The organism is Pseudomonas chlororaphis subsp. aurantiaca, from assembly GCF_013466605.1.
GTDB lineage: Bacteria > Pseudomonadota > Gammaproteobacteria > Pseudomonadales > Pseudomonadaceae > Aquipseudomonas > Aquipseudomonas chlororaphis_I.
Genome location: NZ_CP059162.1, coordinates 4467579 through 4493588, shown reverse-complemented (window position 1 = coordinate 4493588; position 26010 = coordinate 4467579). Strand labels below are relative to the sequence as shown.

26 protein-coding genes and 1 pseudogene are annotated in these 26010 nt (G+C 63.8%); 11 read left to right on the top strand and 16 right to left on the bottom strand.

Annotated features, from left to right (window positions below):
• The 3 genes from H0I86_RS20285 to H0I86_RS20275 form a co-directional block, all read right to left on the bottom strand.
• Positions 1-1257: an HlyD family secretion protein gene (locus H0I86_RS20285; RefSeq protein WP_180925882.1), complete on the bottom strand. Its 1257-nt coding sequence runs from the start codon at positions 1255-1257 to the stop codon at positions 1-3.
• Positions 1258-2045: 788 nt separating this feature from the next.
• Positions 2046-2351 (bottom strand): colicin V synthesis protein, encoded by a 306-nt coding sequence (locus tag H0I86_RS20280; protein WP_180921853.1) that lies wholly within the window; start codon positions 2349-2351, stop codon positions 2046-2048.
• 126 nt (positions 2352-2477) lie between these two features.
• Positions 2478-2693, bottom strand: coding sequence for a hypothetical protein (locus tag H0I86_RS20275; RefSeq protein WP_180921852.1), 216 nt, complete (start codon positions 2691-2693; stop codon positions 2478-2480).
• A 353-nt stretch (positions 2694-3046) separates the two neighbouring features.
• Here H0I86_RS20275 and H0I86_RS20270 point away from each other — a divergent pair.
• The 4 genes and pseudogenes from H0I86_RS20270 to H0I86_RS20255 all read left to right on the top strand — a co-directional run bounded on the left by H0I86_RS20270 (position 3047) and on the right by H0I86_RS20255 (position 8093).
• Positions 3047-3602 (top strand): annotated as a pseudogene (locus H0I86_RS20270) (transposase).
• 422 nt (positions 3603-4024) lie between these two features.
• Complete coding sequence (locus tag H0I86_RS20265; protein ID WP_180921851.1) at positions 4025-4522, top strand: sigma-70 family RNA polymerase sigma factor; 498 nt, start codon at positions 4025-4027, stop codon at positions 4520-4522.
• A 43-nt stretch (positions 4523-4565) separates the two neighbouring features.
• Positions 4566-5549 carry a FecR family protein gene (locus H0I86_RS20260; RefSeq protein WP_180921850.1) on the top strand — a complete coding sequence of 328 codons (984 nt, stop codon included), beginning with the start codon at positions 4566-4568 and terminating at the stop codon, positions 5547-5549.
• Positions 5550-5645: 96 nt separating this feature from the next.
• Positions 5646-8093, top strand: coding sequence for a TonB-dependent siderophore receptor (locus H0I86_RS20255; RefSeq protein WP_180921849.1), 2448 nt, complete (start codon positions 5646-5648; stop codon positions 8091-8093).
• Positions 8094-8272: 179 nt separating this feature from the next.
• On the opposite strand, the gene H0I86_RS20250 is transcribed toward H0I86_RS20255, so the two are convergent.
• Both H0I86_RS20250 and H0I86_RS20245 read right to left on the bottom strand, forming a co-directional pair.
• Positions 8273-9433, bottom strand: coding sequence for an MFS transporter (locus H0I86_RS20250; protein ID WP_180921848.1), 1161 nt, complete (start codon positions 9431-9433; stop codon positions 8273-8275).
• 31 nt (positions 9434-9464) lie between these two features.
• The gene (locus H0I86_RS20245) at positions 9465-9806 is read right to left on the bottom strand and encodes a PALP domain-containing protein (RefSeq protein ID WP_241194616.1); all 342 of its coding nucleotides are present in this window, start codon (positions 9804-9806) and stop codon (positions 9465-9467) included.
• A 154-nt stretch (positions 9807-9960) separates the two neighbouring features.
• Here H0I86_RS20245 and H0I86_RS20240 point away from each other — a divergent pair, with 154 nt between their 5' ends.
• Complete coding sequence (locus tag H0I86_RS20240; protein ID WP_124315279.1) at positions 9961-10431, top strand: Lrp/AsnC family transcriptional regulator; 471 nt, start codon at positions 9961-9963, stop codon at positions 10429-10431.
• 224 nt (positions 10432-10655) lie between these two features.
• On the opposite strand, the gene H0I86_RS20235 is transcribed toward H0I86_RS20240, so the two are convergent.
• A complete protein-coding gene (locus H0I86_RS20235) occupies positions 10656-11078 on the bottom strand; it encodes a DoxX family protein (protein WP_009049889.1) in 423 nt (140 codons plus the stop codon).
• A 147-nt stretch (positions 11079-11225) separates the two neighbouring features.
• On the opposite strand from H0I86_RS20235, the gene H0I86_RS20230 reads away from it, so the two are divergent.
• The gene (locus tag H0I86_RS20230) at positions 11226-12146 is read left to right on the top strand and encodes a LysR family transcriptional regulator (protein WP_180921847.1); all 921 of its coding nucleotides are present in this window, start codon (positions 11226-11228) and stop codon (positions 12144-12146) included.
• Here H0I86_RS20230 and H0I86_RS20225 read toward each other — a convergent pair.
• Complete coding sequence (locus H0I86_RS20225; RefSeq protein ID WP_180921846.1) at positions 12119-13045, bottom strand: LysR family transcriptional regulator; 927 nt, start codon at positions 13043-13045, stop codon at positions 12119-12121. The two genes, H0I86_RS20230 and H0I86_RS20225, sit on opposite strands and share 28 nt — an antisense overlap.
• A 98-nt stretch (positions 13046-13143) precedes the next feature.
• Between H0I86_RS20225 and H0I86_RS20220 the strand changes: the two genes are divergently transcribed.
• Positions 13144-14148, top strand: coding sequence for a cyclase family protein (locus tag H0I86_RS20220; protein WP_180921845.1), 1005 nt, complete (start codon positions 13144-13146; stop codon positions 14146-14148).
• A gap of 138 nt (positions 14149-14286) precedes the next feature.
• On the opposite strand, the gene H0I86_RS20215 is transcribed toward H0I86_RS20220, so the two are convergent.
• The gene (locus H0I86_RS20215; RefSeq protein WP_180921844.1) at positions 14287-14538 is read right to left on the bottom strand and encodes a hypothetical protein; all 252 of its coding nucleotides are present in this window, start codon (positions 14536-14538) and stop codon (positions 14287-14289) included.
• Positions 14539-14630: 92 nt separating this feature from the next.
• On the opposite strand from H0I86_RS20215, the gene H0I86_RS20210 reads away from it, so the two are divergent.
• Positions 14631-15416, top strand: coding sequence for an AraC family transcriptional regulator (locus H0I86_RS20210; protein ID WP_180921843.1), 786 nt, complete (start codon positions 14631-14633; stop codon positions 15414-15416).
• 42 nt (positions 15417-15458) lie between these two features.
• On the opposite strand, the gene H0I86_RS20205 is transcribed toward H0I86_RS20210, so the two are convergent.
• On the bottom strand, positions 15459-16175 hold the full coding sequence (locus tag H0I86_RS20205) for a FadR/GntR family transcriptional regulator (RefSeq protein WP_180921842.1): 717 nt from the start codon (positions 16173-16175) through the stop codon (positions 15459-15461).
• 353 nt (positions 16176-16528) lie between these two features.
• Here H0I86_RS20205 and H0I86_RS20200 point away from each other — a divergent pair, with 353 nt between their 5' ends.
• The 3 genes from H0I86_RS20200 (at position 16529) to H0I86_RS20190 (ending at position 20354) form a co-directional block, all read left to right on the top strand.
• Positions 16529-17881 (top strand): MFS transporter, encoded by a 1353-nt coding sequence (locus tag H0I86_RS20200; protein WP_180921841.1) that lies wholly within the window; start codon positions 16529-16531, stop codon positions 17879-17881.
• 23 nt (positions 17882-17904) lie between these two features.
• On the top strand, positions 17905-19260 hold the full coding sequence (gene gudD / locus H0I86_RS20195; protein WP_180921840.1) for a glucarate dehydratase: 1356 nt from the start codon (positions 17905-17907) through the stop codon (positions 19258-19260).
• Between the two features lie 98 nt (positions 19261-19358).
• Positions 19359-20354, top strand: a complete 996-nt coding sequence (locus H0I86_RS20190; RefSeq protein ID WP_180921839.1) for a diaminopimelate epimerase — start codon at positions 19359-19361, stop codon at positions 20352-20354.
• Between the two features lie 165 nt (positions 20355-20519).
• On the opposite strand, the gene codA is transcribed toward H0I86_RS20190, so the two are convergent.
• The 7 genes from codA to H0I86_RS20155 form a co-directional block, all read right to left on the bottom strand.
• Complete coding sequence (gene codA / locus H0I86_RS20185) at positions 20520-21773, bottom strand: cytosine deaminase (protein ID WP_180921838.1); 1254 nt, start codon at positions 21771-21773, stop codon at positions 20520-20522.
• A 78-nt stretch (positions 21774-21851) separates the two neighbouring features.
• Positions 21852-23123, bottom strand: a complete 1272-nt coding sequence (codB, locus tag H0I86_RS20180; RefSeq protein WP_180921837.1) for a cytosine permease — start codon at positions 23121-23123, stop codon at positions 21852-21854.
• A 223-nt stretch (positions 23124-23346) separates the two neighbouring features.
• Positions 23347-23544 carry a helix-turn-helix transcriptional regulator gene (locus H0I86_RS20175; protein WP_180921836.1) on the bottom strand — a complete coding sequence of 66 codons (198 nt, stop codon included), beginning with the start codon at positions 23542-23544 and terminating at the stop codon, positions 23347-23349.
• Positions 23541-23915, bottom strand: a complete 375-nt coding sequence (locus H0I86_RS20170) for a hypothetical protein (RefSeq protein ID WP_180921835.1) — start codon at positions 23913-23915, stop codon at positions 23541-23543. The genes H0I86_RS20175 and H0I86_RS20170 overlap by 4 nt, the downstream gene beginning before the upstream one ends.
• 74 nt (positions 23916-23989) lie before the next feature.
• Entirely contained in the window at positions 23990-24613 is a 624-nt protein-coding gene (locus H0I86_RS20165) for an NUDIX hydrolase (protein WP_180921834.1), read from the bottom strand.
• Positions 24614-24650: 37 nt separating this feature from the next.
• The gene (locus H0I86_RS20160) at positions 24651-25157 is read right to left on the bottom strand and encodes a nucleoside 2-deoxyribosyltransferase (protein WP_180921833.1); all 507 of its coding nucleotides are present in this window, start codon (positions 25155-25157) and stop codon (positions 24651-24653) included.
• Positions 25154-25990 (bottom strand): alpha/beta fold hydrolase, encoded by an 837-nt coding sequence (locus tag H0I86_RS20155; protein WP_180921832.1) that lies wholly within the window; start codon positions 25988-25990, stop codon positions 25154-25156. The genes H0I86_RS20160 and H0I86_RS20155 overlap by 4 nt, the downstream gene beginning before the upstream one ends.
• Between the last annotated feature and the right edge of the window lie 20 nt (positions 25991-26010).

The following is a 26010-nucleotide window of genomic DNA, read 5'->3' as shown; positions in this document are numbered from 1 at the left end:
CTAGAGTTTGCCGGTGAGGCTGTAAAGCGGTTCAAGCACCCATTCGTAGAGGCGGCGGGTGTCCTGGAGAATGTCGGCGTCGAGCAGCATGCCGCTCTGCAATGGGCGAGGCTGGCCGTAGGCGGTGACCGCCTGAGCGTCCAGGCTGACCTGCAGGCGGTATAGCTGCTCGCCGTCCTGGCCTAGTCTGGGTATTCCACCAGTCATGCTGGACAGCTCGGCGAATGGCACGCTGGTGCGGGAAATCGACTGCACCTGGCCGTGGTACTGGCCGAACTTCTGATATGGGTAGGCCTGGTAGCGAATCAACACAGAATCCCCCTGTTTAATGAATCCAATGGACTTGCTCGGTGCATAGAGCTCTGCTTGCAATGGGGTATCGGCGGGAACGATGCTCAGCAGCGGGCGCGAGCTGTCGACGGTCTGCCCAACCTCGGCGAGTACTGCAGTGGCGATACCACTTTCTGGCGCGATAATCAGTAGGGTGCGTTTGGCCTCACTTTCCGCCAAGTCCTGTTCCAAGGCCGAGAGTTGGCGCTGGGTTTCCGCGAGCTGGTTGGCCTGGCGAGCCGAGAGGCCGGTTAGCTCGTTGCGGCGTTCGATCAATTGCTGCTGCAGGGAGGTACGTTCACGTTCCAGTCCTTGCAATGTCTGGCGCTGGCCGAGAAGTTCGGCCTGGCGCTGCTGGAGTTGGTCCATAGAGATGTAGCCCTTGTCCATCAGTCCCTGGTAGCGCTCGACGGCATCGCTGGCCAGGGCCAGCAAGCGCCGCTGGCTGTTGGCCTGCTCGGAGAGGGTGGCTAGTTCGCGTTGCAGGCTGGCAACCTTGCTGGTCAGGCTGTCGCGCTCGTCGACCTGCAGACGGCGGATCTTCTCAAGCTCATCGTGCAGGGAGTCGCGGCGTTGTTCGAGCTTGTGACTGATACCCGCCTGTACCGGTCCTGCATCGTTGCCGTAGCGTTCGCTGGAGAGGATCATCAGGCGTTCGCCGCGCTTCACTGCCTTTCCCTCGTGAACGAATTTCTCAAGCACGATACCGGGCTGGGGGGCATGCACCTTGACCTGGCCGCTGGCAGGGAGCAGTTGACCGCTGACGGTGCTGCGTTTGGTGTAGCTGCCAAACAAGAAAAAAACCACAACCAGAAGAGCCATTGCGGTAGCCAGCAAAGTGAGGAAAGCGAAGGAGACGGGACGGATCAGCACGATTTCGCCCAGCCCGCTGGCGTGTTGCGCGTCGAGCGCTTCCTTACGGAACAAGGCTGTTTGTGTCATCGAGCAAGTGTCCTGTAATCAATCATTTGGAGTCATCAGCTAATAATGAGAGGTCGACTGTGTTGCTAGGGATGGTGGGAAACGTCCGAGAAGTGGCTCTCGATGATGGCCTTGCCAGAGAGAGGAACTTATGGACGTTTCAGGAAGGTGATAAATTTATCTGGTCGTAGCGGTAAGGAAGATATAGGGCGTATAGCGTATACCCTCATGAGTCTTCACGAGCTGATCAATAAACTGGCAATAGATAAAAGCGCAATAAACAAGCTGTCGACATTTTTTGGTCTCCTAAAGTTAGAGAAGTTTTTGCTGAAAGGCTATTTGATTAATCTATTGGTCAAGTTGGTCGATGGGTATAGGGCGATTCTTAAATTTTGTATTTTTTAAGGAAGGTTGGAAGATCTTGGTTAGCCTTGCTTTTTATTTTCTAAAATGTTGAGAGCTATTTCTCACGCGGTTGTGCGGATCGGCGGGGGTTGAGGTTTCTCTTGCACGCTTCTGGCAGGAGCGGTGTGCCGTCGGCTATATAGGTAATGTGTGTTTTTTGCGAATGTACTAATTGTGACTGCCAGTGAAGTTGAGGTCTATATCATCTAGGGTGTGATTGTATTCAATCTGAATTGTGCTGGGCGGTACGGTGCACTGGCGCTGTCGAGTATCTGAATGGGGGCGGTCTAGACTGATGTAAGGAAGAGTCAATGGTGAGGTATGACTATCCTAGAATGCCTGAGCGTGCCTGCCCATCCTATCTATTCAGACAAGCACGCTGGTTCAGATCAGGACTTTGAATTGCCAAACAGGATGCGGCCTGCTTCCATCGCAATTCTGCCTGCGAGTTCTGGGCCTACCAAGGCGCCGCCGATACCCCCGCCGATAGCACCGAGAGCGGTCCCATACAGCATGCCAACTCCGGCGGCGATGCCGCCCACGATCCAACCGCCGGCGCTGGCGCCGAACTTGCCCCCGGCAATTGCACCGACCCAGCTACCGCCTATCGTGCCGATTACACTGCCCGTAATGGACTCCTTTAGCGATAGAGCTCCGGAAACAGCGTCAATTTCACTGATGGTCAATTCTTTCATTTTTCTACCATTTATTTAGAGTGGGAATGGTGTTGTACCAATGTTCAGTTGACTTAGGGCTCCATTAAAGTTGGAGGCGCTATCTCTCTGAATGTTGGTGGCCTATTTACTTATCGCTCAGCGTCCTTACCAGAAACTATGGAAGTTTGGGGGTAGTGGAGCTGGTTTCGCAACAGCATTATCACGGCCTATCCAGTCCCAGAGAGGACAAGGTTTCATAGGAAGGGTAGGCATGATGCCGGTTACTTTTCCAAGGTCAAACACAGGGAGGTAGAATTCCAGTGTTTTGATGGTGCCGGCACCGCTGGCATGGAGTACTTCATTTTCGTTCAGTTCTTTCATGAGTGTTTTCACTTGTAGTGATAGTGATTGCATCGAATGCGACTAGCGCTTGCATTCAAGGCAAATGATTGCGTGGATGCGATCGTGAAGAAATCAGAAAAGGCTGAAAAGAAATGTCTCAGATCTGATGTGGCAAGATGCTGTGCTAAATGTTCTCCAGTCGTTTTTGACGCCACGGTGTTTTAGACGATTCTAGGTAGCGTTTGAGTGGATGAAAACCAGGGGGAATGTTCCGTTGAGGATGGAGGCTTTCCACAACAGAAGAGAGAGAAGTGTCAAATTCATGATTTGACACCCTGAAAAAGACTTCCTGATTTGGCAAAATCCACGGACACCTGTCACCAAGTTTTCCGATTAAGCAGATGACCTTTGCCGACGCCGAGTACGCCGGCAAGCGCAAGCAAACTCGTAAGGAATTGTTCCTGACCGAGATGGATCAGGTGGTGCCATGGAAGGGGTTGATCACCCTGATTGAGCCGCACTACCCGAAGGGTGAGGGTGGTCGTCCGGCTTATCCGTTGATGGCGATGCTGCGCATACCCCTGATGCAGAACTGGTTCGGCTACAGCGATCCGGCGATGGAAGAAGCGCTGTACGAGACCACGATCCTGCGACAGTTTTCTGGACTGAGCCTGGAGCGTATCCCTGACGAAACCACCCTCCTCAACTTCCGTCGCTTGCTGGAGAAACATGAGTTGGCGGCAGGCATTTTGGGCGTGATCAATGGCTCAGGTGCGGGCCAAGGTCGAGCATCCCTTCCGGGGGATCAAGCGCCCGTTTGGTTATACCAAGGTGCGGTTCCGAGGCTTGGTCAAGAACACCGCGCAGATGATGACGCTGTTCGTGCTGTCGAACCTGTGGATGGCTCGTCGGCATTTGCTATCGAAGACAGGAGAGATGCGTCTGTAGTACGCGAAATGGTTGCTGCGAGGTGCTCGCAGCGGCGAAAAAACATGAAATAGACAGCAGATGTGATCGCACCTTGATCTACTGCCGCTTTTGGCGTCGAGGATGAAGAATTAGCCAGAAAATATTGGGCTACTTCAGACCATCCTTAGGTTAGGCTCAGGGGTGATTGGCTTCTAGCATTTCGGTGGCGTTCTACCCCCTTTCATACAGGCGTGTGTTTTTAGCCGTCAGCCCAACAATCCATCTTTCCTACGGTAGATATTTCAAAAAAAACAAAGACTTACAAGATTTTGCGAATCATTTATTTGCAAGTTCTGTCATCTATTTTGAATGCCTACATTCAGCGAACGGTCATCCGAACCATTTGCCGCCTTTAATAAGAAGCATTACTATTCACGCCTCCCCATCCTCAGCACACTGCAATGACCCCCAAGCCTTCCGGCCGACCAGGCTTTTTCGAGCACTACGAAGAGTTGATCGGTACCTGGACGCGTCGGCTGAAGAGTCGTTCGCAGGCGGAGGACCTGGCCCATGACACCTTTGTCCGGGTGCTGGAGTCGGATGCGGCGGCGGTGCAGCAGCCGCGGGCGTATCTGCATCAGACTGCGCGCAATATTGCGGTGGATGCTTATCGCCGTGAGGATCGGCGCGGTGCCATGGAGCTGGAGGCGGTATATCAAGGCGCGTCGCCCGGCGGCGACCCGGAGCATTTCATGCATGCGATCCAGCTGGCTGACTCCATCGAACGGGCCCTTGGCGAGTTGCCGTTGAATTGCCGCAAGGTGTTCGTCTGGCAGAAGATCGAAGGGCTGACCCAGGCCGAGATTGCCCAGCGCCTGGGGCTGTCAAAAAACATGGTGGAAAAGTATATGATCCGCACCCTGCGGCATCTGCGCGAGCGCGTGGACGGGCCGCGGTGATGAATGCCATGACTTTTTCACCCCCAGCCCAACAGGATGTTCCATGACGCAGACTCGTGAGTGCGCGTGCGGGCAGGCGACGGTTCGCGATGAGGCGGCGCTGTGGTTTGTGCGCCTGCAAGAACCGGCGATCAGCGCCGAGGAGCGGCAGCGTTTCGACGCCTGGCTGGCGGAACACGAGGCGCATCAGGATGAATACCAACTGCTGCAAAGCTTATGGGCGGTCACCGACCTGGTGCCCAAGGCGCGTTTGCAGGCGCTGTGCGAAGCCCCGAACCTGCGCAGCAAGCGCCGGCCGCTGCTGCGTTATGCGGTGGCGGCCAGTGTGCTGGCGGTGGCCGTCGGGCTGGGGCTGTTCAGCGGCCTGAACCAGCCTGCCGGGTACAGCGCCGAGTTTGTCACGGCCCTGGGCGAGCGCCGCCATGTGGCGTTGCCCGACGGCTCCCAGGTGGACCTGAACAGCCGCAGTCGCTTGCGGGTGCGGTATGAGCAAGATCGGCGCAGCGTCGAACTGAGCGAAGGCGAGGCGATGTTCAGTGTCGAGCACGACAGCAGCCGGCCCTTCATGGTGGTGGCCGGGGCCGGCAAGGTCACGGTCACCGGCACGCGCTTCGATGTGCGTCGCGATGCCAGCCAGACCCGGGTGGCGGTGGAGCAGGGCACGGTTCGGGTCCAGGGAAAGAACGCCGCGGACAGCGATTTCGTCAACCTGACCGCGGGCCTGGGCACCGCGGTCGATGCCCAGGGCAAAGTGGCCGCGGCCTATGCGGTAGATTCCCAGGCGCTGACCGCCTGGCGCAGCGGCAAGCTGGTGTTCAACAACGCCAGCCTCAGCGAAGTGGCCGCCGAGGTGTCGCGTTATCGCGACCCGCCGCTGCGGGTCGGCAGCGAGGCGGTGGGCAGGTTGCGCCTGACCAGCGTGTTCAAGGCCGACGACACCGATGCGCTGCTCAAGGCCTTGCCGAGCATCCTGCCGGTGGCGGTGAAGACCCACGCCGACGGTAGCCAGGAAATAATTGCGCGATAGATTCAGGTTTTTTTCGAGTTCTTCGTCTTCTTGTCCAACTGCAACTGGTTTGCATTAACAGACGCATCTTCTTGCGATCAACAGGACTGCTCGAACTTGAAACGCCTCGACCTGAATAACAACAATCCTTGCTCGCCCTCCACCCGCTGGTTGCCGCTGGCCCTGGCCCTGGCGGTCAGTGCCGCGCTGCCCCAGGCCCATGCCGAGCAGGCGCCGAGCGCCATCCATATCCAGGCCCAGCCGTTGGGCCAGGCCCTGAGCCAACTGGGGCTGCAAACCTCGCTGCAGGTGTTTTTCAGCCCTGAGCTGGTGGCCGGCAAGCAGGCCCCGGCGGTGGACGGCAACCTGTCGCCGGAGCAGGCGCTGCGCCAGTTGCTACAAGGCAGCGGCCTGCAGTACCAGATCGATGGCGGCTCGGTGACCCTCAGCCCGGCGCAGTCGGCGGCGGGTGACGGCCCTTTGGAACTGGGCGCCACCAGCATCAGCGTGGTGGGTGACTGGCTGGGCGACGCCAACGAGGCGGTGGTGCAGAACCACCCGGGCGCGCGCACGGTGATCCGTCGTGAAGCCATGCTCGAGCAGGGCGCGATGAACGTCGGCGACGTGCTGCGCCGGGTACCGGGCGTGCAAGTGCAGGACGCCAATGGCACCGGCGGCAGCGATATTTCCCTCAATGTCGGCGTGCGCGGCCTGACGTCGCGCCTGTCGCCACGCTCCACGGTGCTGATCGACGGCGTGCCGGCGGCCTTCGCCCCTTATGGCCAGCCACAGCTGTCGATGGCGCCGATCTCCTCGGGCAACCTCGACAGCATCGACGTGGTGCGCGGCGCCGGTTCCGTGCGTTACGGACCGCAGAACGTCGGCGGGGTGATCAACTTCGTGACCCGGGCCATCCCGGAAAAGGCCACCGGGGAAATCGGCAGCACCCTGGAAACCTCCCAGCGCGGCGGCTGGAAGCACATCGACACGGCGTTCCTCGGTGGCACCGCGGACAACGGCATCGGTGCCGCGCTGCTGTACTCCGGAGTCAACGGCAACGGCTATCGCGGCAGCAACAATGGCAACGACATCGACGACGTGATCCTCAAGACCCATTGGGCGCCCACCGACCAGGACGATTTCAGCCTCAACTTCCATTACTACGACGCCAAGGCCGACATGCCCGGCGGCCTGACCCAGAAGCAGTACGACGCCGACCCTTACCAGTCGGACCGCGACTGGGACAACTTCAGCGGCCGCCGCAAGGATGTGTCGTTCAAGTACCTGCGCCAGATCGATGACCGCACCCAGTTCGAAGTGCTGACCTACTACTCCGACAGTTTCCGTGGCAGCACCATTGCCGCTCGCGACCAGAAGACCCTGGTGTCCTATCCGCGCACCTACTACACCTTCGGCATCGAGCCGCGGGTGTCCCATGTGTTCGACCTCGGCCCTACCACCCAGGAAGCCAGCGTCGGCATGCGCTACCTGAAAGAAGGCATGCACGAAGAGGCCAGCCGCCTGGCCCTGGTCAACAACCAGCCGGTGGTGCGCCCGGGCTCCGACGGCCATGTGTACCAGGACCGCACCGGCGGCACCGAGGCCACGGCCTTCTACATCGACGACAAGATCGACGTCGGCAACTGGACCATCACCCCGGGGATCCGCTTCGAGAACATCCGCACCGAATGGCACGACCGCTCGGTAGCCGGCACCAATGGCGTGCCGGTGCAGGAGAAGCGCCGCGAGATCAACAGCAACGAGCCGCTGCCGGCGCTGAGCGTGATGTACCACCTCTCCGATGCGTGGAAGCTGTTCGCCAACTACGAGACGTCGTTCGGCAGCCTGCAGTACTTCCAGCTGGGCCAGGGCGGGGTGGGCGACCAGACTGCCAACGGCCTGAACCCGGAGAAGGCCAAGACCTACGAGATCGGTACGCGCTACAACGATGAGGTGTGGGGCGGTGAGTTGACGGCGTTCTACATCGACTTCTCGGACGAGCTGCAATACATCAGCAACGATGTCGGCTGGACCAACCTCGGCGCGACCAAGCACCAGGGGATCGAAGCGTCGGTGCACTACGACCTGGCCGCGCTGGACCCGCGCCTCGACGGCCTGACCGCCAATGCCGGTTTCACCTACACCCGCGCGACCTATGAAGGGGGCAGTTCGGCGTTCAAGGATCGTGACCTGCCGTTCTACTCGCGCCAGGTGGCGACGCTCGGCCTGCGTTACGACATCAACCGCTGGACCTACAACATCGATGCCTTCGCCCAGTCCAAGCAGCGTTCGCCGGGCAGCATGGTCAACGCCGACGGCAGCTTCAACGACAACTACATCACCGAAGGCACGGCCGACGGCCAGTACGGCGACATGCCGGGCTATGTCACCTGGAACGTACGTGGCGGTTATGACTTCGGTTCGCAGCTGTCGAACCTCAAACTCGGCGCCGGGGTGAAGAACCTCTTCGACAAGCAGTACTTCACCCGCTCCAGCGACAACAACTCCGGCATCTACGTCGGCGCGCCACGGACCTTCTTCGTCCAGGCCAGCGTCGGCTTCTGACCGACCGCGTCACGCCCATCGCGGGCAAGCTTCGTGCTTCTGTAGGAGCGGCCGGTCGACGCTCGATTGCCCGCGATTTTTTATGCCCGGCGAGCCGCTGCCGCAGGCTGCGAAAAGGCCCGCAGGGCCTTCCTGCAATCTTGAAAACACAGTGCACGCTCGATTGCCCGCGATACGGCTCAGACCTTCAACACTTTGCCGCTGGCCGCTACGCCAATCAGCATCACCGCGATCAGGCCGAAGGCGATGCTCAGGCTGCTGCCGTGGGCGATAAAGCCGATCAGCGCCGGGCCGGCGAGGATGCCGGCGTAACCCAGGGTGGTGATGGCCGGCACGGCGATGGCTTCGGGCATCACGGTCTGTTTGCCCACCGCGGTGTACAGCACCGGCACGATGTTCGAGCAGCCGACACCCACCAGCGCATAGCCCGCCAGCGCCGCTTCCCAGGCCGGTGCCAGGGTCGCCAGCAGCAGGCCCGCGGCGGCCACCGAGCCGCCCATGACGATCACTCGCTTGGCCCCCAGCTTGTGCACGATGGCGTCGCCAGTCAGGCGGCCGACGGTCATGGTCAAGGCGAAGGCCGCGTAACCCAGGCCGGCATAGGCGGCATCCACCTGGCGTTCGGCGCTGAGGAACACCGCGCTCCAGTCCAACACCGCGCCTTCGGCGAGGAACACCACGAAGCACAGGCAGCCAATGAACAGCACCACGCCGTGGGGCACGGCAAAGGCCGGGCCCGAACTCTGGCTGCCGTACGGCAACATGTGCGGTGCCGCCTTGAGCAGGGCGACGACCAGCAAGGCCACCACCACCAGGGTCGCGCCCAGTGGCGACAGGCCCAGGCCGAGCATGGCGCTGACCCCGGCCGCGCCGACGATGCCGCCAAGGCTGAACAGGCCATGGAAGCCCGACATCATCGGCTGGCCGCTGGTCCGTTCGACGATCACCGCCTGCAGGTTCACCGTGGAATCCACCGTGCCCAGCCCGGCGCCGAACATGAACAGCACGGCGATCAGCAGCGGCACCGTGCTTACCGTGGCCAGCAGCGGCAGGGCCAGGCAGATCAGCAGGCTGCCGGCGGCCATCACCCGCCGGCAACCGAAGCGTCCGGCAAGCACCCCGGCGATCGGCATCGCCAGGATCGAACCGACCCCCAGGCACAGCAGCAACAGGCCCAATGTGCCTTCATCGAGCCCGGCCCGGGCCTTGGCGTAGGGCACCAGCGGCGCCCAGGCAGCGATGCCGAAACCGGCGATGAAAAAGGCGATGCGCGTGGCCATCTGTTCCAGGCGGCCGGGGCTGATCTGTTGCTGCGGGGTGTGGGTGTTGAGGGCTGTCATAAAAATCCTTGGCGGTCACCCCGGGCGCCTGTCAGGCAATGGACGCTTGGCGCCATTGCTGCTGCCGCTGGAGGACCGAATCTGCCGTTTCACCGACCAGTTGTTGATACACCGTCGGCGACGTGGCGCCTTCGGTGTGGATAAGCAGGACGCGCGAGTGGGCGTCGAGGTGCGCGACTTTGCGCCGCGCGCCATCCTTGCACATCAGGCTCGGTCCCGCGAGGCCCGCGGCGCCGGATTCGCCGGCCGGCAGGGGAATGTCCCGGGCACTGCCGGTAGCCAGTTGGCGCATGGCGCCGGCGGCGAGCGCGTCGGGGAGTGTGACCAGGCAATCGTTCGAAGGTTGCAGGAAGCGCCAGGCCGGGCCGGCCATCGGCGAGTCCAGCGCGCCACTGGCCTGGCCCCGGCTCGCAGCCCTGGAAATAATATTGCGTGGCTGGCGAATTTGTTTCGCATAATCGCCAGCCTTTGCACAATTTTATTCCATTGATTGCCCACCACTGATAGCCCGCCCATGGATTGCCCGCATGACCACCAGCCTGGATGCCTACGACCTGAAACTGCTCGCCGAACTGCAACGCGATGCGCGCACCCCGCAAAGCGAGCTGGGGTTGCGGGTGAACCTGTCCACCGCGGCGGTCAACCGGCGCCTCAAGCGCCTGAGCGATGAAGGGGTGATCGAACGCTACAGCGCGGTCATCGCCCCCGAGGCGTTGGGCTATGAGCTGAGCATCATTGTCGAGGTGGAGGTGGAGAGCGAACGCATCGACCAGCTCGATACGCTCAAGCGCAGCTTCCAGGCCTGCCCGCAGGTGCAGCAGTGCTACTACGTGGCGGGCGAGTGCGATTTCGTGCTGATCTTCGTCGTGCGCAACATGGCCCAGTACAACGAACTGACCCGCGAGCTGTTCTTCGAGAACAACAACGTCAAGCGCTTCAAGACCCTGGTGGCCATGAGCCGGGTCAAGGTCGGGCTGGATGTGCCGACCCAGCCTTGATGAGTGATTGACCCCGGTCTGCCGAAAACAAAAGTTCTTCTGTAGGAGCGAGCGGGCGGCGATCCGACTTGCCTGCGATAAACCAAAACGCGGTCCGTCAGGCGGACCGCGTCATTCTTATCCCGAGCAAGCTTCGCTCCTGCAGAAGCCCGGGTGGCTCTGGCTTGCTGGTAAAAACGACAACACGGCGCCCTTGGGCACCGCGTCGTCGTGGGGCAGGCCGATCAACCCTGGCGACGGGCATCCAGGCTGAAGCGACCGGCGCCGAAGGCCACCACTTGCAGCAGGCCGCCGGCCATGGCGATGTTCTTGAAGAAGTGGATGAACTGGTTCTGGTCGCCCAGGTTGTTGTGGAAGGCCAGGGCGGTGGCCACGCTGAACACGGCCAGGCCCAGGGCTACCAGGCGGGTGCGGTAGCCGGCGATCAGCAACAGGCCGCCACCCAGTTCCACGGCGATGGCGATGCCCAGGGCCAGTTGCGGGAAGGGCAGGCCGACCGATTGGATGTAACCGACCATGGCGGCCGGCGCGGCGATTTTCGAGAAGCCGGAAAGGATGAAGATGGCGCTGAGCAGGACGCGCCCGATCAGGCTGATGCTGGCGTTGGTGTTCGAGGTAGCGGACAGGCTGTTGGTCAGTGTGGACATGTTGGATTCTCTCAGAGGGTTCGGCCTCACCACCTTGGTGGGCCGCGATGGAGAGAAGTTTGCCACTGGCGTTATGAACGCAATAGCCGAATAATTTCGAGTATCAGGTTCGATTTTTTAGAACGTAGACTTTGCGAGAGCAGCACCATGTCCAGCAACCCCGGCACCCCCACCCTCGATCAATTGCGCATCTTCCTCACTATCGTCGAGGTCGGCAGCTTTGCCGGCGCGGCGCGCAAGCTGCATCGCGCCACTTCGGTGATCAGCTATTCCATGGCCAACCTGGAGCTGCAACTGGGGGTCAGCCTGTTCGACCGCAAGACCACCCGCAAACCCCAGCTCACCGAGGCCGGGCGCACGGTGCTGGCCGAGGCGCGGAGTATCTACAACGGCATCGACGGCCTGCGGGCCAAGGTCAAGGGGCTGTTGCAGGGCCTGGAGGCGGAGGTCCACCTGGTGATCGATGTGATGTTCCCGGCGGCGCGCATCGTCGATGCGCTGAAAAACTTCCGCCGCGAGTTCCCCACGGTGCAGTTGCACCTGCACATGGAGGCCCTGGGCGCGGTGGCCGAGATGGTGCTGGCGGGGCGCGCCGCGGTGGGCGTCAGCGGCATGGTGCACCGCGATATCGCCGGTATCGAGCGGGTGCAGGTGGGGTTCGTCCAGCTGATTCCGGTGGCCGCTCCAGAGCATCCGCTGGCACAGGCGTCGGTCAACCTGCCGGGGGCCGGCCGCGAGCATGTGCAACTGGTGCTGTCGGACCGTTCCGAGCTGACCCGCAACCAGGATTTCGGCGTGGTCGGCACCCACAGCTGGCGCCTGGCGGACCTGGGCTCCAAGCACATGCTGCTCAGGGAAGGCATCGGCTGGGGCAACATGCCGGCGCCGATGGTCGAGGAGGACCTGGCCAGCGGGCGCCTGGTGCAACTCGATCTGCCGGGCAGCCAGGGCCTGCCTTATGGCTTCGACGCCATCTACCGCCTCGACACGCCGCCGGGGCCGGCGGCGTCCTGGTTGATCGAGTGGCTGGCGGCCCAGGTTCAGTCCGCCGACCCGGGCACTGCCTGATCGGCCTCTTGGTCCGGGCCGAGGGCCTGGGCCAGGAAGTCGACGAAGAAGCGGATCTTCTGCGACACATGGCGGTTGCTGGCGTACAGCGCGTAGATAGTCCGGCGCGACATGGAATGACTGGGCAGGACCCGCTGCAACTGGCCGCTGTCGAGCAGCGGCTGGGCAATGAACGAGGGCAGGGCGCCAATGCCCAGCCCGGCCTGGAGCATGTCGCTGAGCATCAGGCTGTTGTCCACGGCAAAACGCACCGGCAGTTCCAGGCGGCTGCTGCCTTGCGGGCCTTCCAGCTGCCAGTGGCCGGGATGTTCGGCCAGGCGATAGGCCAGGCAGCTGTGGTCGCGTAGCTCATCGACGGTCTGCGGACTGCCGTTGGCCAGCAGGTAGGCCGGGGCGGCGCAGATCACCTGCTCGATTTCCCCCAGGCGCCGGGCGATCAGCGACGAGTCGCTCAACTGTCGGCGGATCCGCAGCGACACGTCGAAACCTTCGCTCACCACATCCAGGAGGCGGTCGTCGAGGGTCAGGTCGATGCGAAATTGCGGGTAGCGCCGCATGAAGTCGGCAAGGATCGGCGACAGCACCTTGAGGCCGAACGACAGCGGCGCGTTGACCCGCAGACGGCCGCCCGGCTCACGAGTGCCGGCGCGGGTCGCGCACTCCAGGGCCGCCAGTTCGTCGAGCAGGTGGCAGCACTCGCTGAAGTAGGCCTGGCCGGCGTCCGACAGGCTCATGCGGCGCGTGGTGCGCAGCAGCAACAGGCTGCCCAGGTGTTCCTCCAGCTGGCGTACCTGTTTGCTGACCGCGGCGGTGGATTGCCCCAGGTCGTTGGCCGCCAGGCTGAAGCTGGCGCGCTCCACCACTCGGCGAAAGGTGCGCATGGCTGCCAGCACATCCATATTGTTTCTCCTGGGTTGAATATGTCTTAACGAAATGGTTGATTATCGCCCAATTGTTAATCCATACCATGGGCACTTCATTTCACAGGAGTGTCGTCATGGCTGTTTCCCGTTTGTTGCGTGTCATCCCCGGCCTGGCCGCCTGGTCGCTGTTCAGCGCCCTGTTCAGTGCACAGTGCAGCGCCGCGCCCCAGGCCGAGGTGGGCGTCAGCCCCTGGGGGCCGAAGGATGAGATCGGCCGCCTGAACCTGATCACCGAGCAGTCGCGGGCGGCGATCATGGCCCGGGTCAGCGGCAGCCAGGCCTACGACCTGGCGGTCGAATATTACGTCGGCATGCCCAGCTGGCAGGCGGCGGGCGATCCGCCTTACCAGATGTGGATGACCCACACCCCGCACGGCAATGTGATCGCCGACCCGATGCAGGTCGGCGAGCCGATGAACCGGCATGTCAGCTATACCGGCTCGACGGTGTCGATGTACGCCCATATGGGCACCCATATCGATGCGCTCAACCACTTCGGCCTCGACGGCAAGATCTGGAACGGCTTTCGCGCCGACCAGCACCTGGGCGACCGTGGCTGGAACGTCACCGGCGCGGAAAAACTGCCACCGATCGTCGCCCGTGGGGTGCTGATCGACGTCGCCGCGGCCAAGGGCGTGGACATGCTGGCGGACAATTACCGGGTGACCCGCGCCGACCTGCAACAGGCGCTGAAGGCGCAGAAGGTCAGCCTGGAAAAGGGCGACGTGGTGCTGATCCGCACCGGACGCATGCGCGACTATGAAAGGGCCCAGGCCTATATGGCCAATCCGCCGGGCATGAGCCTGGACGCGGCGAAGTTCCTGGTGGAAGAGGGCGGGGCCATGGTGGTGGGCGCCGATAACCTGAGTTTCGAGACCTTCCCGTCGGAGGTGGAAGGCAACTACCTGCCGTTGCACACCTACCTGCTGGCGATGCAGGGCGCGCCGATCCTGGAGCTGGTCAACCTCGAAGGCCTGTCGCGGGACCGGGTGTACCAGTTCGCCTTTATCGGCGCATCGTTGAAGTTCCGCGGCGCCGATGCCGCACCGATTCGGCCGATTGCCTTGCCGATTCGCTAGGTGCTTGCCGTGTGACCTGTAGCCGCTGCCGCAGGCTGCGCTCGAGCGGCACGCTCGCGGGGATCTTGCGGTCGCTGGAGACCCTGCGGGTCTATCGCAGCCTCGCGGGCTCGGCAGCGGCTACAGGGGCTGTCGGCGTTAGTCTTGCCCGCACAACGCCCGCAGGGCCGGGTCGCGCACTTGCATCAGCTCGAACAACCCCAGGGCCCGGAGCGCCGGCAGGGCCGCCAGCAGATCTTCCTCGGCCACTCGTCGTTGTGCCGCCGAGGTGCCCGGATCGGCCCACAGCCGGGCATTGATCAGGAAGGCCCCCACCGTGCCCTTGCGCACCCGGGTGCCGTTGAAATCGCCATGGTTGAGTTGATCGGGTAACAGGTCTTCGGCGCGCATGGATCGATCCTCGTGTGAATGAGCGTTCAGTCTGCGGCCTGGGGATTGGCTAAACTGCCTGGTTCTTGCCGTTGAATAACGTGAAACAGCCAATGTCCCAATCTTTGGTTTCCCCCTTGCTCGCTCAAGCCCAGGGCGGCCCGCTGCTGGTCGCGGCGTGGCAACAGAACCCGATCGAACGGCAGACCGCCGCCCACAGCCACGCCCGCGGCCAACTGCTCGGCGCCCGGCGCGGCCTGCTGTCGGTGGCGGCGGCCGACAGCCAGTGGGTGGTGCCGGCGACCCATGCGGTGTGGGTGCCGCCCCGCTGCGAACACGCCTTGCGTTCCCATGGCCCGTTCGACGGCTGGAGTGTCTATATCGAGCCCGACGCCTGCCGAGAACTGCCGGCGCAACCACGGATCATTGCCACCTCCGGGCTGTTGCGGGAGGCGGTGATGCGCGCGGCGAGCTGGCCACAAGGCGCGCTGGATGAGCCGCAATGGCGCATCGCCCGGGTGATCCTCGATGAACTGGTCAGCCTGCCGGTGGAACCCTTCGGCCTGCCATTGCCTATGGACCCGCGGTTGCGGCGGATCTGCCAGGCGCTGGCCGACGACCTGGCGGACAACCGCGGCCTGGAAGCCTGGGCCCGGTGGGCGGGGATCTCGCCGCGAACCCTGGCCCGGCGTTTTGTCGGCGAGACCGGCTTTGCCTTCAGCCAGTGGCGACAGCGGGCGCGATTGCTGCGGGCCCTGGAGCGCCTGGCGGCGGGGGATGCGGTGACCCGGGTGGCGCTGGACCTGGGCTACGACAATGTCAGCGCCTTTATCGCCATGTTCCGCCGTCAGTTCGGGGTGACGCCGGGACGCTACTTCGCCCGGCACGAAAAGGACTGAGCTCCGCGACTTCGGTAGAAGCGAGCCGGTGATGGACTCCCGTCATCCTGCCGAAAACCGCTCCCGGCTGTTGCTCAGGTGGGTCCACATCGCCGCCCGCGCCGCATCCGGGTCCTGGCGGCGGATGGCCGCGTAGATGGCTTCGTGTTCCTGGTTGGCCAGGGTTCCCAACTGCGCCAGGTCGACATCGCCGCGCTCGGCGTCGCGCACCCGGGTCCGCGGGATCAGGGCGTTGCCCAGGGATTGCAGGATCTGCACGAAATAAGGGTTGCCGGTGGCTTCGGCGATCAGCAGGTGGAAACGCTGGTCGGCCTCCACGCAACTGTCGTTGTTGGCCAGTAACTGCTGATAGTCGTCCAGTGCCTGGCGCATCTGCGCCAGTTGCTCGGCGCTGCGCCGGCGGGCGGCGAGGGCCACCGCCTGGGTTTCCAGGCCCAGGCGCAGTTCGAGGATGTCGCGCACGCTCAGGGCGGTGTCGACGTTCAAGCGCAGGCCGTGGGTGTCCTGGCGTTCCAGGACAAAACTGCCGACGCCATGGTGGGTTTCCACCCAGCCGGCGGCTTGCAGCTTGGAGATGGCTTCGCGCACCACGGTGCGGCTGACGCCATGGGCGCGGACGATGGTGCTTTCCGACGGCAGCCTGTCACCGGGCTTGAGAAGGCCGCGCATGATCTGCTGGGTCAGGTCGCTGACCAGGTCATGGGCCAGGTTGGTGGAAGGGCGACGACGGCCCTGGGCGATATCGGATTCGGTGCTCATGGCAAGGTCGCGCAGGGAAAGCAAAAAGCTTATCACCGAAGTGGCCGGGCAGGGCTCAACTTGTCTGACATGTATGACAAGTTGTCGGATGAGTCGCTTTCGGATTCAGTGCGGATTCTCTGCGTGAGTGCGGCCTGAAAAAATATTCCTGCTACAAGACTTTTGATTTATCCAATTAAAATCAATTAGTTGTTGGTATTTTTCAACATCTTCCTCGATCAGGTCTGCCTTGCGTAGCGGCCTCGGCGGTGAGTCTGCGCTTGTGACGCTATTTTTCTACTTGTATGATGACTGTCAACTAGGGCGTTCGCCCAGTCACCCGCACACAACAACAAACAAGTGGGAGAGGCATCGTGAATACCACCCTTAATCCATCCGGGGGCGATCCCCTGCTGGCCATCGCCGTGGCGAAGGTCAAGCGTCATGTACTGCCGCTGTTCGTCATCATGTTCATCGTCAACTACATCGACCGGGTCAACATCGGCTTCGTCCGCACCCACCTGGAACATGACCTGGGCATCGGTGCCGCGGCCTACGGTTTTGGCGCCGGGCTGTTCTTCATCGGCTACGCGCTGTTCGAAGTGCCGTCCAACATGCTGTTGCAGCGGGTCGGCGCGCGGATCTGGCTGACCCGCATCATGTTCACCTGGGGGCTGGTGGCCACGGCCATGGCCTTCGTGCAGAACGAAACCCAGTTCTATGTGCTGCGCTTCCTGCTGGGGGTGGCCGAGGCCGGGTTCTTCCCCGGAGTGATCTATTACTTCACCCGCTGGCTGCCCGGCGTGGAGCGGGGCAAGGCGATCGCCGTTTTCCTAAGCGGTTCGGCCGTGGCCTCGCTGGTCTCCGGCCCGCTGTCCGGAGCGCTGTTGCAGATCGAAGGCCTGGGCTGGCACGGCTGGCAGTGGATGTTCATTATCGAGGGCATGGCCTCGGTGCTGCTCTGCGGTTTTGTCTGGTTCTGGCTCGACTCCACGCCACGCGACGCCAAATGGCTGAGCGCCGCCGAACAGGACGCGCTGGTGCAGGCGATCGACAGTGAGCAACGCGAGCGCGAAGCGGCGATGCCGGTCAAGCCGTCGCTCTGGACCCTGCTCAAGGACCGGCAGATCCTGCTGTTCTGCCTGATCTACTTCTGCATCCAGCTGACCATCTACGCCGCGACCTTCTGGCTGCCGAGCATCATCAAGAAGATGGGCGACCTCAGCGACCTGCAGGTGGGGTTCTTCAACTCCATTCCCTGGCTGATCTCGATCATCGCCATGTACGCCTTCGCCGCGGCGTCCGGCAAATGGAAGTTCCAGCAGGCCTGGGTCGCCAGCGCCTTGCTGGTGGCGGCCGCCGGGATGTTCCTGTCCACCACCGGCGGGCCGGTGTTCGCCTTCGTCGCCGTGTGCTTTGCTGCCATCGGCTTCAAGTCCGCCTCCGCGCTGTTCTGGCCGATTCCCCAGGCCTACCTGGATGCGCGCATCGCCGCCGCGGTGATCGCCCTGATCAACTCCATCGGCAACCTCGGCGGCTTCGTCGCCCCGGCCACCTTCGGCCTGCTGGAGCAGCGCACCGGGTCGATCCAGGGCGGCCTGTACGGCCTGGCGGCGACCTCGATCATCGCCGCGATCATCGTGTTTTTCGCCCGCACCCGGCCCAAGGCCGTTGCCGCGCCGGCGCCCTTGGGCGAAGCCCACCCGCTGCTGGACAAATCCCACTGACTTTTGCCGACAGGAACCGACCCATGACTCTTGAATCCACCCACCATCATCCTGGCCAGACACCGCTTATCACCCGACTGCAAGTGGTGCCGGTGGCCGGGCATGACAGCATGCTGCTCAACCTCAGCGGCGCCCACGGTCCGTTCTTCACCCGCAATATCGTGATCGTCAGCGACAGCGCCGGTCACACCGGGGTCGGTGAAGTGCCGGGGGGCGAGCGGATTCGCGCGACCCTCGAGGAGGCCCGCGAACTGCTGGTCGGCCAGCCCATCGGCCACTACCAGAAGCTGCTCAACCAGGTGCGCCAGCGCTTTGCCGAGCGCGATGCCGGCGGCCGCGGCCAGCAGACCTTCGACCTGCGCATCGCCATCCATGCGGTGACCGCGCTGGAAGCGGCGCTGCTCGATCTGTTCGGCCAATTCCTCGGCGTGCCGGTGGCGGCGTTGCTTGGCGAAGGCCAGCAGCGCGAATCGGTGAAGATGCTCGGTTACCTGTTCTATATCGGCGACCGGCGCCAGACCGACCTGGCCTACCGCAACGAAGCCGAGGCCGACGATGCCTGGCTGCGCCTGCGCCACGAACCGGCGCTGAACGCCGAGAGCATCGTGCGCCTGGCCGAGGCGGCCAAGGCGCGGTATGGCTTCAACGACTTCAAGCTCAAGGGCGGCGTGCTGCGCGGCGAAGAGGAAATGGAGGCGGTCACCGCCCTGGCCGAATGTTTTCCCAAGGCGCGCATCACCCTCGATCCCAACGGTGCCTGGTCGCTGAAGCAGGCGATCGCCCTGTGCCGCGACCAGCACCAGGTGCTGGCCTATGCCGAAGACCCCTGCGGCGCGGAAAACGGTTACTCCGGGCGCGAGGTGATGGCCGAATTCCGTCGTGCCACCGGGTTGCCTACGGCGACCAACATGATCGCCACCGATTGGCGGGAAATGGGCCACGCGATCCAGCTGCAAGCGGTGGACATTCCCCTGGCCGATCCGCATTTCTGGACGATGCAGGGTTCGGTGCGGGTGGCGCAGATGTGCCATGAATGGGGCCTGACCTGGGGCTCGCATTCCAACAACCACTTCGATATTTCCCTGGCCATGTTCACCCATGTGGCGGCCGCGGCGCCGGGCGAGATCACCGCCATCGACACCCACTGGATCTGGCAGGACGGCCAGCACCTGACCCGCAATCCGCTGCAGATCGTCGAGGGCTGTGTGGCGGTGCCGCAGACGCCGGGGCTGGGCGTCGAGCTGGACCTGGACGCGCTGGCCCGCGCCCACGAGCTGTACAACAGCCGCGGCCTGGGCGCCCGGGACGACAGCGTGGCCATGCAGTGCCTGATCCCGGGCTGGCGCTTCGACAACAAGCGGCCGTGCCTGGTGCGCTGAGCCAGGCGCCGACCCCGCCAGGGGGCTTGGCACAGGGCTTGGCCGGGCCGCTGCATTCACAGTAATGTCAGCGGCCCGTCTGCTTTTGGAACCTCGCAATGACCTCTTTCTACGATGCCCGCGGCAATCTTTACGGTGTGGTGGCACCTGCCACGGTACGTGAGCTGGGGATTGCCTTGCCGGCCAGCGCGGCCGAGGCGGCGCTGGCCCGGGCCAGCTGGAGCGAACAGGCCATCGAGGCCCTCTGCGGCTGGGCGCCCGGCACCCGGCCGGAAGGGGCCAAGGCCCATCGCAGCGACGGCTTGCTGGTCGGGCCGTTCCAGGACGAGGCGCCATTCGACCTGCTGATCGTCAACACCGACGGCACCCTGGCCGAGCGCAGTGGCAACGGCCTGACCATCTTTTCCCAGGCCTTGACCGAGCAAGGGCTGCTGCCGGCCCAGGGGCCTACGGAGTTGCGGGTGCATCACGACAAACCGGACGGGGTGTCGCCGGTGGCGACCGTGGTCGAGCCGGCGCAGGTCGCCGGGGTGTCCGGCTTCTGGCTGGACCTCGGGCAACCGGCGTTCGGTGCACAAGCCGTGGGTGCGCAACATGGGGTCGAGAATGACGGTTCGAGCTGCGTCGAGCTGAGCCGGGTACGCAGGCTGGCGCGGTTGCGTCCGGAATGGGCTCGCAGCCAGTTCGTGCGTATCGGCAATCCCCATTGCGTGACCCTGGTTAACGACGCCAGCGCTTTGCCGAGCAACCGGCAGATGAGCGAGGCGCCCCTGGCCGAGGCCCTGACGCGCATCGCCTACGCCATGCCCACCGGCAGCGGCGAACCCTGCCCGGCGGGGGTGAACCTGCAATGGGCGTGGCTGGAAGGTCCGCAGCGTATCGCCGCCCGGGTGTTCGAACGCGGCGAAGGTCCCACCGCATCCTCCGGCACCAGTGCCAGTGCGGTGGCCAGCGCGGCGTGGCGGGTCGGTTGGATCAAGGCCGGCGAAGTCGCGGTGGTGATGCCCGGCGGCACCGCGCCGCTGCGCCTGGAGGAGCGGGGTGGGGATCTGGTGCGGGTCGGTCTGTTCGGTACGGCGCGCCTGATCCCGTAGCCGCTGCCGCAGGCTGCGATCGACCGCCACGGTCGCAGCGATCTCAGGAACGCCGGAAGATCCTGCGGATCTTTGCGCAGCCTGCGGCAGCGGCTACAGGGCCCGCATTGCTTCTGTAGGAACGGCCGGTCGCTGCTCGATTGTCTGCGATGATGTCAGCGGCCGTTACACAACCCCCACATCGCCCGGCAGATCCACCTGGGCCATCTGCCGTTTCATCAACACCTTGCCGTCGCGGATCGAGTACAGCGGCAGGCCCTGGCTGCAGATCATCTCGTAATCGCTGTCGGCCGACAGAATCAGCAGGTTGGCCGGCCGGCCTTCCTCCAGGCCGTAACGCTCGCCCAGGGCCAGGGCCTTGGCGCTGTTGTCGGTGACCAGATCGAGGGCGCTCTGCAGGTTGCGGTAGCCGAGCATGTGGCAGATGTGCAGGCCGGCTTCCAGCACCCGCAGGATATTGCCGTTACCCAGGGGGTACCAGGGATCGACGATCGAGTCCTGGCCGAAACACACGTTCATCCCGGCTTCCAGCAGCTCGTTGACCCGGGTCACGCCGCGGCGTTTCGGGAAGCTGTCGAAGCGCCCCTGCAGGTGGATGCTTTCGGTGGGGCAGGAAACGAAGCTGATGCCCGAGTGGCCGAGCAGGCGGAACAGCTTGGCGCAGTAGGCGTTGTCGTAGGAACCCATGGCGGTGGTGTGGCTGGCGGTCACCCGCGAACCCATGTCGCGGCTGCGAGCTTCCTCGGCCAGCACTTCGAGAAAGCGCGAATGCGGGTCGTCGGTCTCGTCGCAATGCACGTCCACCAGGCAGCCGGTGCGTTCGGCAAGGTCCATGAGGAACTTCACCGAGCTCACGCCCTGCTCGCGGGTGTACTCGAAGTGCGGAATGCCGCCCACCACATCGGCGCCCAGGCGGATTGCCTCTTCCATCAGCTCGCGGCCGTTGCGGTAGCTTTCGATGCCTTCCTGGGGAAAGGCGACGATCTGCATGTCCACCAGGTGCGCGCTTTGCTCGCGCACTTCGAGCATGGCCTTGAGCGCGGTCAGCTCCGGGTCGGTGACATCGACATGGGTGCGCACATGCTGGATGCCGTGGGCGGCGAGGGCGCGGATGGTTTTCCGGGCACGGGCCTTGGTGTCTTCCTGGGTGATGGTGACCTTGCGCTCGCCCCAGCATTCGATGCCTTCGAACAGGGTGCCGCTCATGTTCCAGCGCGGTTCGCCGGCGGTGAGAGTGGCGTCCAGGTGGATGTGCGGCTCGACGAAGGGCGGCACCACCAGGTTGCCGCCGGCATCGAGGTCGTCGGGGCCCAGGGTCTGGGCTTCGGTCTGCCGGGCGATGCTGGCGATGCGACCGTTCTCCAGGTGCAGCTCGTGCAGGCCTTCACGGTTGCGCAGGCGGGCGTTGATGATGAGCATCGGAGCGATTCCTTTTTCAATCCAGGCGGTCAGGGTACGGCGCCCGGGCCGGCGGCCGCAACGTCGCGTGGCCCGGGCTCATGCCTGGATGTCCGCCGCGGTCGTGGTGCGTGCACCGAGCAGGCTGTTCAGCAGCATGTAGCTCAGGGCGGCGGCCGCGATGCCCACCAGTGGCGCGACCCAGGGCGAGCCGAAGGCCGCCACGGTGCCGATGGCATAGGCGCCCAGGCCGGCCCAGTTGAACGCCGGCAATTTGCTGTCGGCCAGGCGCGGGTACTGGCCACGATAGCGATAGAAGAAGTCGGCCATGATCACCCCGCCAATCGGCGGGATCACCGTGCCCAGCAGAATCAGGTAGGGCACCAGCATGTCGTACATGCCCAGCAGCGCCAGCAGGGTGCCGATCGCCGCGCCGACCAGGGTCACGGTCTTGCGCCGGCCGGTGCGCAGCAGGTTGCAGCCGGCGACGGCGAAGTTGTAGATGGTGTTGTCCTGGGTGCTCCAGATATTCAGCAGGAGCATGGCCATGGCGGCCATGGCGAACCCCTGCAACAGCAGCACTTCGACCACGTCCGGCTGCTGGTAGACGATGGCGCCGTAGGCACCGATCAGCACCATCAGGCCGTTGCCGATAAAAAAGCCGATCAGGCTGGCCAGCACCGCGACCCTGGCCGAGCGGGAAAAACGCGTCCAGTTGGTGGCCTGGGTGGCGCCGCTGACGAAGGTGCCGAACACCAGGGTGATGGCCGTGGACAGGTCTAGGCTGGCGCTCGGCACCACGGCCAGCAACCCATCGAGGCCGCCGACCTTGACCGTGGCCACCCACATCGACAGCAACAGCAGCAGGGCCATGGCCGGCACCGCGATCCAGGAAAGGATTTCCAGCCCGCGGTAACCCACGTAGGCGGTGGCGCAGAACACCAGGCCGAACAGCACCATCAGCCCCAGCACGGTGCCCTGGCCCAGCTCGAAATACTTGCCCAGCACCACCGCAGCGGTGGCGGTGCCCCAGGCGTACCAGCCGATCTGGGTGAAACCGAGGATCAGGTCGCTGAGCTTGCTGCCCACCTCGCCGAAACAGAAGCGCCCCATCAGCACCGAGTTCAGGCCGCTCTTGAAGGCGATATAGCCCAGGCCTGCCGCGTACAGGCCCAGCAGCAGGTTGCCGAGGACGATCACCCCGAGCATCTGGGCAAAGCTGAAGGCCACCCCGAGCTTGCCGCCGGCGAACATGGTGGCGGTGAAAAAGGTGAAGCCCAGCAGCACCATGGCCGTGGAGGCCAGGCCCTTGCGCGCGTGCATCGGGACTTCGCTGAGCGGGTAGTCGTTACCTGGATCGTTCTGCGTCATGTGCCTTCTCCTGATTGGCCCAGGCCGGGCCTGGTGCGTAAGCGACGCAGGCCCATTGCAGTCGCCGTGCCAACGCCCTCAGCGTCAGGGGCGCCCAGCCGGCGTTGTGCAACCTGCAGGAGATTTATAGACAAACAGAGGATTTTTGCTTTCCGGCGTATCCGATTGGCCGGCTTCGGCGCGAAAGCGGTGCGCCGGTGAGACAAATTGGATCACTGGCCGCTCAGTCCTGCGGGGCCTCGAAAATGCCCTCGATGGGTAGGCCGAAGGCCTTCGCGATCTTGAAGGCCAGGGGCAGGCTGGGGTCGTAGCGCCCCGTCTCGATGGCGTTCACGGTCTGCCTTGAAACGTTCAGGTGCGCGGCCAGCTCCGCCTGGGACCAGCCTTGCGCGGCGCGCAGTTCACGCAGGCGATTGTTCACCGGTAACGCCTGTTGCCGATGAGCGTGGCCACCAGCCACACCGATCCCATGATCGGCCAGACGGCGAACATCGACAGTCGTGGCAGGCCCGCTATTTCCAGGAAGCCGTAGCTGAAGGTGATCAGCGCGGTACAGACAAAGGCGATGCCCAGAGCGTTGAGTTGGATGCGCTGGCTGAGTTCATCCAGGCGCCGCAGCTGGCGAATGACCGCCAGCGCCATGGCGATCAGCGGGATCACTGGAATCAGCGACACCGCGATGTGCCCGGCGCTGCTGTCCATGCCCGGCATCAGGTAAGTGCTGAGCACCACGGCGACAAGGTACGCCAGCAGGGCGAGGGTGAGTTCCACGAGGTAGCGTTTGCCGCACATGGCCGGCTCCTGAAGTAAAGGGTGCTTTACATTAGGCAGTCGATCCAGAGGTGTCAAGGATGCTTTACATTGACTCAATCGAACAGGGTCAGGCGGGTTTCGCCGCGGTGGAAGGCAAAGGCCGCTTCGATATCGCCTTCCACGGTGCGGCCGCGGGACAGTTCGGGCAGGGCGTCGAGGGCGAAGAACCCGGCGTCGCTGACTTCCGAGCCAGCCACCGGGGCGCTGCGCTCACTGCGCTCGCAGAGAAAATACAGCTTGTAGAAGTCCCGGGTGTCGGGAGTGAAGGGGCCCTTGGCTTTGTGCCGGACACTGTAGAGGGCGCGGGCCGAGACGCTGAGCCCGGCTTCTTCGTGGATCTCCTTGACGATGTTTTCGGCGGCCGACAGGCCGATATCGGCATAACCGCCGGGCAAGGCCCAGCGTCCGTCGGTCTGTTCGCGGACCAGGAGGATGCGGTCGTCTTCGATCAAGGCGCCGCGCACATCCACCAGGGGTGTCGAGTAGCGTTCGGCAAAGTCCGACACCAGGCCGGCGATGCGTTCCAGGGGCACGTCGGCCAGTTGCGCGAGCATGTCGTGGGCGATATCGGCGACTTCCTGGTAACGCTCGCGATCGAACGGGTCCTTGCAGAAATGCAGCCCGTTGGAGGCGAGGGCCTGCAAGCGTTTGGCGTGGGTGAGCCAGGTGTTTTCCATGGTGGCTGTCCTTGAGTGATCACTGGACCTGGCACGGTCAGAACGTTGGCGGTCGCTGTGCGAGGTAAGCCGCCAGGCGCGGCAAGGCGTCTTCGGCGCTGCGGCTGTGGCCGGCCCAGGTGCAGGCCAGCATCAGGTTGCGCGGCAGCTTGAAATCCTCCACCAGGAAACCTTCGGCGTCGCGGCCGTCGGCGTCATGGGGCACTTGTTCGCGCAGGGTCGCGGGCGCCTCGAACCAGGCCCACACCGGTTTGCCCAGGGCGACGGCCATGCCCACCTCGAAGGCAGTACCGGAGTCCGGCTCCAGGCCGCGAAAGGCGTTGAGGTTGGCCAGTACCGCGTCGCAGTCGCGGATCATCTGCAGGTTCTGCTGGCAGATCAGTTGGGCGGTCTGCTCCGGCATCGGCTGGGCCGGCACCTGATGATCGAAAGGGTAGAGGCCTTGCAGGCCCTGGGCCTGGCACAGATTCTTGAGGTATTCGCCGCGGGCGATGGCATCGCGGCGAAACACATCGAAGCCGGCGAGGTAGATGCGTGGGCTCATGCCTTGCTCCCGGCCTGGGGTAGAAAACGCAACAGCGCGGCGATTATGGCTTCCGGTGCGTCTTCCTGCAGCAGGTGGCCGGCGTTGGGCACGGCCTGGAACCGCGAGCCGGGGATCAACTGGTGCAACTGGCGCCCGCGCTCGATGGGGATCCACTGATCGTCCTCGCCCCAGAGGATCTGGGTCGGGCAACGAATGCTCGGATAGAGCCCGGCCACTTCGCTGGTGTAGCGCTCGTCCATCTGCGCGATCTGCCGGTAGAAGGCAGCCTGGCCGCTGGCGCCGAGCCAGGGCTGGACGTAGGGCGCCAGCTCCTGGTCGGGGATCTCGCGCTGGATCGCCCCACGGATGTAGGCCGGCACTATGGCGCGCTGGATGTAGTCCGGCACGCCGCTGAAGGCCTGTTCATGCTGGCGCACGTGCTGCACGAACGGCGAGCCCCAGGGCGACAGCGCCACCGGGTCGATCAGGGTCAGGCTGCGGTAGTCCTTGCCATTGAGCAGGTGGGCGCGCAGGGCGGTGGCGCCGCCGAAGTCATGGGCTACTACGTCCGGGCGCTCCAGGCCCCAGTGTTCCAGCAGTTCGGCCAGCAGCTGGTTCTGCACGCCGAGGGACACATCCTGGCCGGCGGCCTGTTCCGACTGGCCGTAGCCCAGCAGGTCGAAATAGTGCACCCGGTGGCTGGCGCGCAAGTGCGGGGCGATGCGGTGCCAGACGTAGGAAGAGAAGGGCGTGCCGTGCACCAATACCAGGGGCGGGCCCTCACCATGAATGGCGTAGCGAACGGTGTACCCATTGAAGCTGTAGGTTCGATCCAGCGGCCAATCGCTCATGCTGTGGTCCTCTGCGGGTG